The sequence below is a fragment of the Streptomyces sp. NPDC059037 genome (assembly GCF_042740015.1).
GTDB lineage: Bacteria > Actinomycetota > Actinomycetes > Streptomycetales > Streptomycetaceae > Streptomyces.
In genome coordinates this window covers 1,524-15,245 of record NZ_JBHYIG010000104.1, presented here as the reverse complement: position 1 = coordinate 15,245, position 13,722 = coordinate 1,524, and the positions used below count along the sequence as shown (strand labels likewise).

Sequence of the window (13,722 nt, the reverse complement as noted above, 5' to 3'; positions counted from 1 at the left end):
CCTAGGAACCGCCATGTACGCCATACCGCTGACCGAGAGTGCCGAGCTCCGTCTCCTGGAGCCCTGGCAGGCCGACGAGTTCCTCGCCCACATCGACCGGGCCCGTCCGCACACCGACCCGTGGATCCCGTGGGCCACCCGCTCCACCGACGTGGAGTCCGCCCGCGCCACGCTCCAGCTCTTCGCGGACAAGCAGGCCGCCGACGCCGGGCGGATCTACGGGATCTGGCTGGACGGCACCCTGGTCGGCGGCGTGATGTTCGTGCAGTTCGACGCCGAGCGCGGCAACTGCGAGATCGGTGTGTGGACGGAGCCCGCGGGCGAGGGCCGCGGGCTGATCAGCGCGGGCGTACGGCACTTGATCGCGTACGCCTTCGGTGAGCGCGGGATGCACCGGATCGAGTGGTGGAACAGCGCGGGCAACACCCGCAGCAGGGCCGTCGCCCAGCGGATGGGCATGCACCTGGACGGCACCCTGCGGGATCAGTCCCTCTACCGCGGGGTCCGGCACGACATGGAGATCTGGTCGCTGCTTGCGCACGAGTGGCGGGGCGAGGGGCAGGGCGAGCAGCCGGCTGCCGCCTGAACGCTCCGCTGGAAGACCGGGTACCAGATCCGCGGGCCGCATGTGGCTGGTCGCGCAGTTCCCCGCGCCCCTTCGGGGCACGGAACCGCCTAGAACCCGCCCCCGAAATCGCCGCCCCCGCCGAAGTCCCCGCCCCCGCCGAAGTCTCCGCCGCCCCCGAAGTCCCCGGAGTCGAAGTCCGACCCCGAGTAGTCGCCGCCGTCGTACCCGGAGCCCGCCCCGAAGTCGCCGTACCCGGAGCCGTAGTCCGCCGCGTACGCGGGGCTCGCCATCATGCCGCCCAGCATCGTGCCGATGAGCAGGCCCGGCAGGATGCCGCCGCCGAAGTAGCCGCCCGCCCAGGGGCCGTAGGCGGGGCCCGCCTCCCAGTAGGGGCGGCGCTCGCCCGACTCGGTGGCGACCGTGCGGGAAAGGGGTTCCTCGCCGTCGGCGAGGCGGGTGGCGTCGGCGAGGCACACCGGGACGGAGCGTTCGGCGCCGCCCGGGGGTGCCCACTGGGCGTCCTTGACCGAGGGGCCGTGCCGGGGGTCGAAGAAGCAGGGGGCGCGGCGCTCCGGCAGGGGCCTGCCCTCCCGGCGCGCGGCAAGCAGGGCGAGCGAGAAGCGGCCGTCCTCCAGGGCCTGGGTGACGCCGCGGACCTCTTCGGGGCGCTGCGCGGCCGCCATGTAGGACTTGGCCTTCTCGTACGAGTCCAGGGCCCGTTCGTAGTCCGCGCGCATCGTGTCGTCCGCGCCCGCCTCCGCGGGGTGGAAGTCGAGGCGGTCGAGCTCCTCGCCGTACGCCGTGATGTCCTCGTCGACCACGACCCGCAGCTTCTCCAGGGCCACCCGCTGCTCGTCCGCCTTGCGCCGGCGGTTCCTGCGGACCACCGCGTACGTCGCGCCGGCACCGGCCACGAGCACCGCGCCGACGCCGATCAGCGCGGCCACGGAGACGCTGTCCTCGGATCCCGCGTCGGCCCAGGACGACGGTGCCGAGCCGTTCGCGTCCTTGACGGCCTGGTCGACGAAGTCGTTGAGCTGGGTGTTGGTGTCGGGCTCGTCCCCGAACGTCGTCACCAGGTTCGAGACCGCGGCGTTGCTCAGGACCTGGCTGTCGGCCTTGGCGTCGAACTTGTCACCGAGCCGGATGCCGTAGACACCCGTCACTCCGGTCTCGGTGCGCAGCTTCTGGAAGAGGTCCTGCTGGGGGAAGTCGGCGGGCAGCACGGCCACGAAGACCGGCTTGTCGGCGTCCGTGATCTTGTCCGCGATGGCGTCCGCCTCGGCCCCGGACAGCTGGTCCGACGCGGCCGGATCGACGTACACCGGGCTCTTCTCCCAGGCCTCCGCGACCACCGGGACGCTCGTGGCCGCCGCGGCTCCGGGCGCGGCCGTCAGCGACACGGCCCCCAGGGAGACGAGAAGGCCGGACAATGCGACAAAAATGCGCTTCGTCCCATTCTTCCTCATACTTCGAAGCTAACTCAGTCGGGCCGCGGACGGACGTCCGGAGCCCGACTGTTTTCGCTTCGTCATACCTTGGATGAGATGGGATGAGATGGGACGAGACCGGATCTCACTCCACGGGCGTGACACCCGCCCGCAGCAGGCCGAAGGTGTACGCGTCCTCCAGCGCCTGCCAGGACGCCGCGATCACGTTCTCCGCGACGCCCACCGTCGACCATTCCCCGTCACCGTCGCTGGTGGAGATCAGTACGCGGGTCGTGGAGGACGTGCCGTGCTTGCCCTCCAGGATGCGGACCTTGTAGTCGACCAGTTCCATCTTGGCGAGCTGGGGGTAGATCCGCTCAAGGCCCACGCGCAGCGCCCGGTCGAGGGCGTTGACCGGGCCGTTGCCCTCCGCCGTGGCGACGATGCGCTCGCCCTTGGCCCACAGCTTCACCGTCGCCTCGTTGGCGTGCGTGCCGTCGGGCCGGTCCTCGACGATGCCCCGCCAGGACTCGACGCGGAAGTAGCGCCGGGGCCTGCCCTCCGCCTCCTCGCGCAGGAGCAGCTCGAAGGACGCGTCGGCGGCCTCGTACGTGTAGCCCTGGAGCTCGCGCTCCTTGACCCGCTCCACGACCCGGCCGACCAGCTCGCGGTCGTCGCCCAGGTCGACCCCGAGCTCCTTGCCCTTGAGCTCGATGGAGGCGCGGCCCGCCATGTCGGAGACGAGCATGCGGATCCGGTTGCCCACCAGGTCCGGGTCGATGTGCTGGTAGAGGTCCGGGTCGACCTTGATCGCGGAGGCGTGCAGGCCCGCCTTGTGGGCGAAGGCCGAGACGCCGACGTAGGGCTGGTGCGTGGAGGGGGTGAGGTTGACGACCTCGGCGATGGCGTGCGAGACGCGGGTCATCTCGGTCAGCGAGCCCTCGGGCAGCACCTTCTTGCCGTACTTCAGCTCCAGGGCGCCGACGACGGGGAAGAGGTTGGCGTTGCCGACGCGCTCGCCGTAGCCGTTGGCCGTGCACTGGACGTGGGTCGCGCCCGCATCCACGGCGGCCAGGGTGTTGGCGACGGCGCAGCCCGTGTCGTCCTGGGCGTGGATGCCGAGCCGGGCGCCGGTGTCGGCGATGACGGTCGCCACGATCGCCTGGATCTGCGCCGGGAGCATGCCGCCGTTGGTGTCGCACAGGACGACGACGTCGGCGCCGGCCTCGGCGGCGGTGCGCACGACGGACTTGGCGTACTCGGGGTTGGCGCGGTAGCCGTCGAAGAAGTGCTCGCAGTCGACGAAGACGCGCCGCCCCTGGGAGACGAGGTAGGAGACGGTGTCGCGCACCATCTCCAGGTTCTCCTCCAGCGTGGTGCGCAGGGCGAGCTCGACATGCCGGTCATGGGACTTGGCGACGAGCGTGATGACGGGGGCGCCGGAGTCGAGGAGCGCGTTGACCTGCGGGTCCTCGGCGGCCTTGGCCCCCGCGCGGCGGGTGGCGCCGAAGGCGACGAGCTGGGCGTGCCGGAAGTCGATCTCCTGCTGTGCGCGGGCGAAGAACTCGGTGTCGCGGGGGTTGGCACCCGGCCAGCCGCCCTCGATGAAGCCCACGCCGAAGTCGTCCAGGTGCCGGGCGATGGTCAGCTTGTCCGCGACGGTCAGGTTGATTCCCTCGCGCTGCGCGCCGTCGCGCAGCGTGGTGTCAAAGACGTGGAACGCATCGTCGGGTGTGCTGGTTTCCGTCATGCTGATCTGGCTCCTGTGTCGGATCTCGGTCTACCGGAATGACCGGCTCCACCGCCTCAATGATCCCTCGCGCTCCGCGTCCGGCTGCAGTTGGGCCAGGAAACGAAAAAACCCCTCGTGGGTACGAGAGGTTTGCGCGCGGGTCTGAAGACGACGGTGTCCGCCCGTACATGGTGGTACGAGACGGTCACTGCGGACCGGCGCGCCTGCTGCCAATAATCATGGCGAACGAGAGCACGGTGGCAGCCTGCCACAGCCCGCACACACCGCGCTGCCCCGTCTCACCATGCGGGCGACGCGTCCGAACGTCGCCCGCATGAGTGAACCGTCGGCTTGAGGCGTCAGCGCATGTGGCGTACGAAGACGTCGTAGCCGTCGTTCGTGTCGCCGCTCAGCAGGGTCGCGTCGGCGGAGTAGAAGGCGATCCGCGCGCCGCTCGCCGAGATGCCGCCGGGGGCGACCTTGGCCGATGCCGTGCCGCCCGTGGTGTCCGGGCTGATCAGCGTGGTCGTGCCGGTCTTCAGGTCCCGCAGATAGGCGGGCCACTCCTTGCCGTACTCGGAGCCCGGCTCGGCCAGCTCCGTCATGAACGTGAGCCGGCGGCCGTTCGCGCTGATCGCGGGCGAGCGGGTGTAGGCCTCCCCGGGGCCGCCCTGGGTGCCGTGGATCCGCTGGTTCTTGCCGGAGGCGATGTCGTGCACGAAGACGTTCCAGGCGGCGTCGTTGTCGTCGGGGACCAGATGCGTGTCGCGCGACTCGAAGACGACCTTGCGGCCGTCACCGCTGATGGACGGTTCGAGGGACTCCTTCTCGGTCTCGGAGCCGTCGTGGGAGCGGTCGATCTCCGTCAGCTCGCCGGTCGTGCGGTCGCGCAGCCAGACGTCGCTCCAGTCGTCGCCGCGCGGGCCGTTGGTGTAGTTGCGGGCGTAGACGACGCGGCTGCCGTCGTCGCTGACGGTCGCCGAGTGCGAGGCGCGCGGCTCCCAGGTGTCGTTCGGCTGGCTGATCCGCTCCGTCGTGCCGGTCTCGCGGTCGCGCAGGAAGACGACGCTGCCGTCCTCGCGGTGGTCGGTGTCGAAGACGGCGTACCGGGCGTCGGCGCTCAGCGAGACGCCGCCCGCGCCGGTGCCGTCGAAGCCGTCGGGCAGCTCGACGTCGAGGCGCTCGGTCTTCTTGGTCCTGCGGTCGTAGAGCCGGACGTCGGAGTCCGAGTAGTTGCCCGCGGGCGAGGAGACGAACGCGACGTAGCGGCCGTCGGCGCTCAGGGACGGGCCCCTGACCTCGCGGCCCGCAAGGGCGATGCGTTCCGTCTTTCCGGTGCGCAGATCGCGTACGAAGATGTCGCGAAGACCGTTCGTGTCGCCTGCGGTCAGGTCGGTGGCCTCGGAGTCGAAGGCCGCGTACCGGCCGTCGCGGCTGAGGGCCGCCCCCGATGAGCGGTCATTGCCCGCCTTGCCGTCGGCCGTGACGCTTACGCCCTCCGTGCGGGGCGCGGCGTCGGCGCCGGGTGCGGCGAAGGCGGCGGGCAGGGTGGTGACGGTGACCGCGGCGACGACGGCCGCGGCGGTCAGGGCGAAGCGCTTGCGGTAGTTCCCGTGCATGGTCAAGTCCCCCGTGGTTCCTTGTGGTTGGTGGTTCAGCTGCTCTGCTGGTGGTTCAACTGCTCTGCTTGGTGGTTCAGCTGTTCGGCTCGAGGTGGCGCACGAAGGCGTCCCACCACGTGTTCGTGTCGTCCGGGACCAGGTTGCCCGCGCGGGACACGAAGACGATCGCGCCGCCGTCGGCGCTCACCGCGGCCTCCGGCAGGTCGAGCCAGTCGCTCTCGCCTCCGTCGTGCGCCGTGGTCACCCGCTGGTTGGTGCGCGTGCGCAGGTCGCGGATGAAGAGCGTGCCGCGGGCCGTCTCCCCCTCGACCAGGTGGGTGTCCCAGGAGTGGAACACCACATGGCGGCCGTCGGCACTGATGCGGGGGTTGAGCGACTCGAACTCCGTCTGCTTGCCCTCGGCGTCCAGGGAGATCCGCTCGACGGTGCCGTCGCGCACATCGCGCAGGAAGACGTCGCTCTGCCCGTTGGTGTCGTCGGGGACCAGGCCGTCGGACCAGGAGGAGAAGGCCATCGTCCGCCCGTTCCCGCTCAGGGTGGGGACGGTCATCGCGATGTCGGCGCCGGCGGGCGTGAGGTCGAGCCGCTCGGTGCTGCCGCGGCGCCGGTCGTAGGCGTACACCTGCCGGTCATAGCCGGGCCTGAACTGCGTGTAGCCGTAGGTGATGCGGCTGCCGTCGGCGCTCATCTCCAGGCCGGTGACGCCGTAGCCGGGGTCGTCCTGGCCGGGGGCCGGGGCCTTGCTGATCAGCCGGGTGGTGCCCGCCTTGCGGTCCCGTACGTAGATGCCGTACTGCGTGCGCCCGGCGGAATCGCCGTGCTCCTTCAGGCGGGAGACGAAGGCGATGTAGCGGCCGTCGGCGCTCATCCTGGCCTGTGCCGCGTAGTCGCCGTGGACGGGCCTTTCGTCGTCGGAGAGGCTGACCGGCTCGGTCCTGTCCGTTCTGCGGTCCCGTACGTAGTAGCGGTCGATGAAGCCGTCGTCCGTGCTGCCGAGCCGGGCGGCGAAGAGCACGTACCGCCCGTCGGCGCTGAGCTGCGCGGCGCCCGTGCCGTCGGCGAACCCGGCCCCGGAGTCCTGGAGCCCGACCCGCTCGACCGTGCCGCGGCGCAGGTCCCTGACGTACACGTCGTCGCGGTTGTTGGTGTCGTCGGGCCCGGTGAGCGAGCGCGCCGTGGCGAAGGCGGCGTAACGGCCGTCGGCGCTCACGGCGGGTCCACCGGGGGCGTCGGTGGTCTGGGCCCCGTCGGCGGTGACGTTGATGCGCTCCGTCCACGGGGGCTTGGGCGCCGCGGTGCCCGAGGCATGGGCGGGGAGCGCTCCCATCGTGCCGAGCACGGCGGTCAGGCACAGGACCGTGACGGCTCTCTTGCTGGTTCTGGCGTTCATGACATGGTTCCCCCGGTTCAGATGAATACCGCTCGGCCACGTGCTGGTCTGCTCATCCCCCTGAGAGACGTGGCATCAGCGCGCCGTCCACTTGAAGACGTCCCCCAGGCCGTTCGTGTCGCCCGGCACCACGTCCGTGTCGTCCGAGCTGTAGACGACGCTCTTCCCCTTGTCGGCGATCGCGCCCGCGCTCGCCCCGCCATGGCCGACGGTCACCTCGCGGCCGCTGCGGAGATCGCGCAGGACGACGTTCGACTCGGCGTCCCGGTAAAGGAGTTGGCGCCCGTCCGGGCTGACGGCCTGCGCACCCTTGCCCGCGAAGCGCTGGACCTTTCCGGTGCGCAGATCGCGTACGTACGCGCCGTCCGCCGAGTTCAGCGCCACCGTTCGGCCGCTGACCTCCACCACCTTGGACGGGGTGCCGTCGTCGATCCGGGTGAGGCTGCCCGTGGTGCGGTCGCGGAGCCAGACCTGGCCGGTGCCCTTGTCCTCGTAGGCGACGTGGCGGCCGTCGGCGCTGATGGACGGGTCCACCATGTCGCGGGCCGAGTCCGGCGGTCCGTCGCTGACGATCTCGCGGGTGTCCGTCTCGCGGTCGTAGACCTCGACCCGCGTGGGGTCTGAGGGGTGTTGCGGCTGCAGGTCGTAGGCGACGTAGCGGCCGTTCGCGCTGATGGCCGGGGACGACGCGCTGTACTTGAAGCCCCTGCCGTCGATCTGCTTGATCTCCCCCGTACTCAGATCGGTGAGGAAGACGTTGATGCCGTGCGTGCCCCAGCCGGTGTGCGCCGCGTACCGCCCGTCGTCGCTGATGACGGGGGCGGCCATGGAGTTTTTGAGCCGGGTGACTTCCCCGGTCTTCAGATCGCGTACGAACCCGTAGTCGTACGGCCCCTGATGACCCTCCGTCAGATTCTCCGCATCGCTGCGGAAGGCGACGTAGCGACCGTCCCCCGAGACGGACGCGGCACCCGAGGCCCCCTCGGCCTCGGTCCCGTCGGCGGCGGTGCTCACGCGCTCCACCTGCGGCGCGGCATGCGCCGCGGCCGGTAACACGGTCGTGCCGAGCGCCGCGGTCAGCAAGGCGCTCAAGGACACCCGTCTGGCAGTGGACATGGCTTCCCCCAAAACCTGTCGATCCCCCCACGGGCCCGGTACCGAGGGCCCACGGGGATACAAGCGCACCCTCAGGCACCACGCAATCCGCTGGATTGCGTACAACCTGGACGGGGGGCTAGGCGTCCGTGGGGGCCAGCGCACCGTCCAGGAACTCCCGTACGTGCGCGAGGATCTGCTCCCGGCCCGTGCCCCGAAGGCCGATCGCCACATGGATGGAGAACCCGTCGAGCAGCGCGCGCAGTCGGGCCGCGAACCGGTCGGGGTCGAGCGCCCCGAACTCGCCCCGCGAGACGCCCTCGGCGAGCAGCGCCACCAGGTCGCGGTGCCAGGCGCTCTCGATGGCGACCTGCCGGTCGCGCTCGTCCTCGTCGGCGTTCAGGGAGCGGTTCCAGACCTCGAGCCAGAGCGTCCAGTGCGGGTCGCCGGGGGCATCGGGGACGTACAGATCGACGTACGCGTCGAGCCGCTCGCGGGCCGTGCCGCGCCGCGCGAGCAGCCGGCCGCGCTCGGCGCCGAGCGCGGACTCGCTCCACTCCAGGGTGCGCAGGAGCAGTTCGTCCTTGGTGCGGAAGTAGTAGAGGAGGTGGCCGCTGCTCATGCCCACCTCGCGGCCGAGCGCGGCCATGGTCAGCTTCTCCAGGCCGCGCTCGGCGATCATCTCCATGGCCGCGGCAAGGACGTCCTCGCGCGGCGGTGCGTTCTTGCGCGCACGGGCTGTCCCGGCCATGGGGTTACTCCTAGATCACACCTTCGGCTGCTGCTGGGTGATGCAGTGGATGCCACCACCCCCGGCAAAGATCGTACGGGCGTCCACGAGTGTCACCGTCCGGTCGGGGAAGAGCCGGCGGAAGATGCCCGCCGCGATCTCGTCGTTCGGGTCGCCGAAACCGCACAGGACGACGCCGCCGTTGCAGATGTAGTGGTTGATGTAGGAGTAGTCGACCCAGCCCTCGTCGTCGGTGAGGACGGTCGGCGCGGGCACCTCGACGATCTCCAGGGTCCGGCCGCGGGCGTCCGTCTGCCCCCGAAGGATCCCGATGATCTCCTTGCTGACCTCGAAGTCGGGGTGGGCGGGGTCCTGCTGCGCATGCACGAGAACCACGCCGGGCGCGGCGAACGCGGCGACGATGTCGACATGGCCGCGGGTGCCGAAGGTGCCGTAGTCGCCGGTCAGGCCGCGCGGCAGCCAGATGGCCTTCGTGGTCCCGATGCGGGCGTGGATCGCCTCCTCGGCCTGCTCGCGGGTCAGGCCGGGGTTGCGGCCCGGGTCGAGCTGGACCGTGTCGGTGAGCAGCACGGTGCCCTCGCCGTCGACGTGGATGCCGCCGCCCTCGTTGACCAGCGGCGAGGAGTGCACAGGCACGCCCGCGATGTCGGCGACGTGCCGGGCGATCTTCGAGTCGTGCTCCCAGCGGGCCCAGTCCTGGCCGCCCCAGCCGTTGAACACCCAGTCCACGGCGGCCAGTTGGTCACCGTCACGGACGAAGGTGGGGCCGATGTCACGCATCCACGCGTCGTCCAGGTCGCGCTCGACGAGGTCGATGTCCGGGCCGAGCAGCGCGCGGGCGGACTCGCTCTGGCCGGTGCCGACGACCATGGTGACGGGCTCGAAGCGGCGCACGGCGCGGGCCACGTTCGCCCAGGCCGCACGGCCCTCGGCCAGCTCATCGTCATTGGTGAACGTGGGGTTGGGGCTCGGCCACGCCATCCAGGTGCGCTCGTGCGGGGCCCACTCGGCGGGCATACGGAAAGTCATCGCGGGGTCCTCACAGGTATCACAGGAAGTAGAGGCGGTTGAGGGAGACCGAGTCGGCGGGCTCGGAGCTGAGCGGGTCGCCGTCGAGCGTGACCAGGCCGGAGCGCTGGTCGACGTCGACGGCGCCGGTACGGGAGTTGAGGCGCAGATCGGCGGGCCCGATGCCACGGGTGCCGCGCACGGCGACGCGGCGGCGCCGGGTGGTCATCGTGTCGTTGCCCTGCTCGACGGCCGCCCGGGCGACGAAGGCGACCGAGATGTCGGCGGGCGTCGCACCGTGCGCCCCGAACAGCGGCCCCAGGACGAGGGGTTCGCAGGTGTCGGTGGCGGCATTGGGATCCCCGGTGATGCCGTAGGCGGGGAAGCCGGACTTGAGGACCATCTGCGGCTTCGCCCCGAAGAACTGCGGCCGCCACAGCACGATGTCGGCCATCTTGCCGACCTCGAGGGAACCGACCTCGTGCGCCAGACCATGCGCGATGGCCGGATTGATGGTCAGCTTGGCCATGTAGCGCAGCACGCGCGCGTTGTCGTCGTCCGCGCCGTCCCCGTCCATCGGGCCCAGCTCGGCCTTCATCTTCCCGGCCATCGCAAACGTGCGGCGCACGGTCTCCCCCGCACGCCCCATGCCCTGCGCGTCCGAGGACGTGATACCGATCGCGCCCAGGTCGTGCAGCACGTCCTCGGCACCCATCGTCCCGGCCCGGATCCGGTCACGGGCCATGTGCGCATCCCCCGGCAGATCCGTCTTCAGGTCATGCACCGAGACGATCATCCCGTAGTGCTCGGCCACCGCATCCCGCCCAAAGGGCAGCGTCGGATTGGTCGAGGACCCGATGACGTTCGAAACCCCCGCCATCTTCAGCACGTTCGGCACATGCCCGCCACCACACCCCTCGATGTGGAAAGCATGAATCGTGCGCCCGTCCAGGACCTTCAGGGTGTCCTCGACGGAGAGACACTCATTCAACCCGTCACTGTGCAGCGCGACTTGGACATCGTGCTCCTCGGCCACCCGCAACGCGGTGTCCAGGGCACGGGTGTGGGCGCCCATGTCCTCGTGCACCTTGAAACCGCACGCGCCGCCCTCGGCGAGCGCCTCGATGAGCGGCGCCTCGTGCGAGGACGAACCCCGGCCCAGGAAACCGATGTTGACCGGCCACGCATCAAAGGCATTGAACGCATGCCGCAGCGCCCAGGGCGAGTTGACCCCCACCCCCCACACCGGCCCGAACTCCTGACCGATGATCGTCGTCACCCCGGACGCCAGCGACGCCTCCATGATCCGCGGCGACAGCAGATGAACATGCGTGTCCACGGCACCGGCGGTCGCGATCAGCCCCTCACCCGACACGATCGAGGTCCCCGTACCGACCACGACATCGACCCCATCGAGCGTGTCCGGATTACCGGCCCGCCCGACGGCATGGATCCGGCCCTCCCGGATCCCGATGGACACCTTCCGGATGCCCTGCACCGCGTCGATGACGACGACATTGCTGATCACCACGTCGCACGTCTCGCGAACCGCCGCACCCTTCAGATGCAGCCCGTCACGGGCGGTCTTGCCAAACCCCGCCAGGAACTCATCCCCGTACTGCTGCGCATCGGACTCCACCCGCACGGTGAGTCCGGAGTCGCCGAGCCGGACCCGGTCGCCCGCGCGGGGCCCATGGGTGGAGGCGTACGCGTACGGATCGATGTTCTGTCCAGTCATCGGTCAGCTCCCAGGTAGCCGCAGGCCCTGGCCCTGCGCAGGGCCTCTTCCTTCGCGCCGGGCGCGTCGAGCGCGCCGTCCACCAGGCCCGCGAAGCCGATCGCGACGCGGTCGCCGCCGATCGGCACGAGCCCCACCTCGACGCTCTCGCCGGGCCCGAAACGCACGGAAGACCCGGCGGGCACCGCAAGCCGCATGCCATAGGCAGCGGCCCGGTCGAAGTCCAGCCGCGGGTTGGCCTCGAAGAGGTGGAAGTGCGAGGTGACGGAGACGGGCACGGTGGCGGTGTTGTGCACGGTCAGCGTCACGTCGGGGGCGAGATCCGCGTGCTCGGGCCCGGGCAGCAGCGCGCCCGGCGCCTCGCTGCCGAGGCCCGCCCCGATCGGCTGGGACACGACGGCGAGCCGGGAGCCGTCGTCGAAGACGGCCTCCACATGCACCTCGGTGACCACGTCCGCCACGCCCGGCAGCACGTCCTCGGGGCCGAGGACCGCCCGCGCGTGTTCGATGGCCTCGGCGAGCCTGGCCCCGTCGCGGGCCGCCTCGCACACCGTGTCCGCGATCAGCGCGGTCGCCTCGGGGACGTTGAGCTTGAGGCCGCGCGCCTTGCGGGCCCTGGCGAGCTCGGCGGCCCCGAAGAGCAGCAGCCGGTCGCGTTCCGTGGGGGTAAGTCGCACGACACCACACCTCCGTCTTTAGAGCATCACTCTAACCATGAGATTCATTCCACGGAAACATTGACGGGCGAGCTTGACTCAGGTCACATAGAGCGGCACTCAAACAGTCGAACGGCGACCCTGTGTGCGCAGGCCGCCACCCTCGAGCGTCAGGGGCACCCTCATGCCGATAGAACAGCGCGGAGTCGACACCATCCCGGACGGGGAACGCACCAGCGGTCCTCGTGATCTCATCTCGATCCTGCTCGGATCCAACCTCTGTCTCGGAGTCATCGTCTTCGGCTGGCTGCCGGTGTCGTTCGGCCTCGGCTGGTGGGCGTCGGTCACCTCGGTGGTGACGGGCACGGTGATCGGCACGGTCCTGACCGCGCCCCTCGCCCTCGTCTCGCTGCGTACGGGGACGAACCTCTCCACATCCTCCGGAGCCCAGTTCGGCGTACGCGGCCGCCTGGTCGGCTCGATCGTCGGCCTGCTCCTGGCCCTCGGCTACACCGCGCTGACCGTCTGGATCGGCGGCGACGTGATGGTGGGCGTGCTGCACCGCCTCATCGGCCTCCCGACCGGCGGCCTCTCCTACGGGATGGTGTACGCGGTGCTCGCCGCCGCCACGGTGGCGGGCGCCGTCTACGGCTACCGGGTGCTGCTCCGCCTCTCCCGCATCCTCGCCGTGGGCATGACCGCGCTCCTCGTCCTCGGCGTGGTCGCGTACGCCCCCGACTTCACGACCTCGGCCCTGCCCGACGCGGGCGGCTATCTGCTCGGCTCGTTCTGGCCGACCTGGCTGCTCGCGATGGTGGCGGCGGGACTTTCGGGCCCGATCGCGTTCATCACGCTCCTCGGCGACTACACCCGCTACATCTCCCCCGAGCGGCACAGCTCGCGCTCGGTGCTGCGGGCGACGTGGATCGGTCTGCTCGCCGGGCTCCTGGTGCCGCAGCTCTTCGGTACGTTCACGGCGTACGCGGCGCGCGCGGCCCTCGACTACGCGGGCCCGCTGGTCTCCGCGTCCCCCGGCTGGTACCTGATCCCGCTCCTCCTGGCCGCCTCGGCGGGATCGGTCGGCAACGCGGGCCTGATGCTGTACTCGATGGGCCTCGACCTGGACGCGATCCTGCCGAAGGCGTCCCGCGCGCGGGCCACGTACACGGTCGCCGTCGTGGCCACGGCGTGCGTCTTCGTCGGGCACTTCGCGTGGGAGGCGGCGGACGCGATGACGTCCTTCGTGCTGCTCCTCACGGCGATCGGCACTCCGTGGGCCGTGATCACCCTCATCGGCTACGCCCGCTGCAAGGGCGCCTACGATGCGGACGCCCTCCAGGTCTTCAACCGCCGCTCCAGGGGCGGGAGTTACTGGTTCAGCTCCGGCTGGAACATCCCGGCGACGGCGTCCTGGGCACTGGGCGCGGCAGTCGGCGTGGCCGCGGTCTCCCTCCCCTCCTACGAGGGCCCGCTGCTCTCCCTGACGGGCGGCGTGGACTGCAGCTTCCTGCTGTCGGGGGTGGTGGGCGGCGTGGCGTACTCGGCTCTGGAACGCAGGCGGCAGGGAGCGCCCCTCAGGGGCGCGGGGAACTGCGCGACAAGCCACGAAGCACCCGCAGATGCGCCGCAGGCGTCGACAACGGCGTAAGACGAAGGCGGGGCCCCGCGGCCATTGGCCGCGCCCCCCCCGCACAAAACACACCACCCGCAGCCCCGGGGAATACACCAACCC

At 70.8% G+C, this 13,722-nt stretch carries 11 protein-coding genes; 2 read left to right on the top strand and 9 right to left on the bottom strand.

The features are described from left to right. Positions 1–13 precede the first annotated feature (13 nt). Complete coding sequence (locus ACFWY6_RS21935) at positions 14–586, top strand: GNAT family N-acetyltransferase (protein WP_384692855.1); 573 nt, start codon at positions 14–16, stop codon at positions 584–586. 89 nt (positions 587–675) lie between these two features. Here the strand turns inward: ACFWY6_RS21935 and ACFWY6_RS21930 are convergent, their stop codons facing one another. From ACFWY6_RS21930 to ureA, 9 genes are all read right to left on the bottom strand, one after another. Next, positions 676–2,037 (bottom strand): hypothetical protein, encoded by a 1,362-nt coding sequence (locus ACFWY6_RS21930; protein WP_384692852.1) that lies wholly within the window; start codon positions 2,035–2,037, stop codon positions 676–678. Positions 2,038–2,143: 106 nt separating this feature from the next. Continuing rightward, on the bottom strand, positions 2,144–3,748 hold the full coding sequence (cimA, locus tag ACFWY6_RS21925) for a citramalate synthase (protein WP_384692850.1): 1,605 nt from the start codon (positions 3,746–3,748) through the stop codon (positions 2,144–2,146). Positions 3,749–4,089: 341 nt separating this feature from the next. After that, on the bottom strand, positions 4,090–5,349 hold the full coding sequence (locus ACFWY6_RS21920; RefSeq protein ID WP_384692884.1) for a hypothetical protein: 1,260 nt from the start codon (positions 5,347–5,349) through the stop codon (positions 4,090–4,092). Between the two features lie 76 nt (positions 5,350–5,425). Continuing rightward, on the bottom strand, positions 5,426–6,742 hold the full coding sequence (locus tag ACFWY6_RS21915) for a TolB family protein (protein WP_384692848.1): 1,317 nt from the start codon (positions 6,740–6,742) through the stop codon (positions 5,426–5,428). A 75-nt stretch (positions 6,743–6,817) separates the two neighbouring features. Further along, on the bottom strand, positions 6,818–7,858 hold the full coding sequence (locus ACFWY6_RS21910; protein WP_384692845.1) for a WD40 repeat domain-containing protein: 1,041 nt from the start codon (positions 7,856–7,858) through the stop codon (positions 6,818–6,820). A gap of 118 nt (positions 7,859–7,976) precedes the next feature. After that, positions 7,977–8,588: a TetR/AcrR family transcriptional regulator gene (locus ACFWY6_RS21905; RefSeq protein WP_384692843.1), complete on the bottom strand. Its 612-nt coding sequence runs from the start codon at positions 8,586–8,588 to the stop codon at positions 7,977–7,979. 15 nt (positions 8,589–8,603) lie between these two features. Next, a complete protein-coding gene (locus ACFWY6_RS21900; protein ID WP_384692840.1) occupies positions 8,604–9,617 on the bottom strand; it encodes an agmatine/peptidylarginine deiminase in 1,014 nt (337 codons plus the stop codon). Between the two features lie 19 nt (positions 9,618–9,636). Continuing rightward, complete coding sequence (locus ACFWY6_RS21895; protein WP_384692838.1) at positions 9,637–11,334, bottom strand: urease subunit alpha; 1,698 nt, start codon at positions 11,332–11,334, stop codon at positions 9,637–9,639. Continuing rightward, complete coding sequence (gene ureA, locus ACFWY6_RS21890) at positions 11,331–12,011, bottom strand: urease subunit gamma (RefSeq protein WP_384692835.1); 681 nt, start codon at positions 12,009–12,011, stop codon at positions 11,331–11,333. The genes ACFWY6_RS21895 and ureA overlap by 4 nt, the downstream gene beginning before the upstream one ends. 163 nt (positions 12,012–12,174) lie before the next feature. Between ureA and ACFWY6_RS21885 the strand changes: the two genes are divergently transcribed. Continuing rightward, positions 12,175–13,638, top strand: a complete 1,464-nt coding sequence (locus tag ACFWY6_RS21885; RefSeq protein ID WP_384692833.1) for a cytosine permease — start codon at positions 12,175–12,177, stop codon at positions 13,636–13,638. The last annotated feature ends 84 nt before the right edge of the window (positions 13,639–13,722 follow it).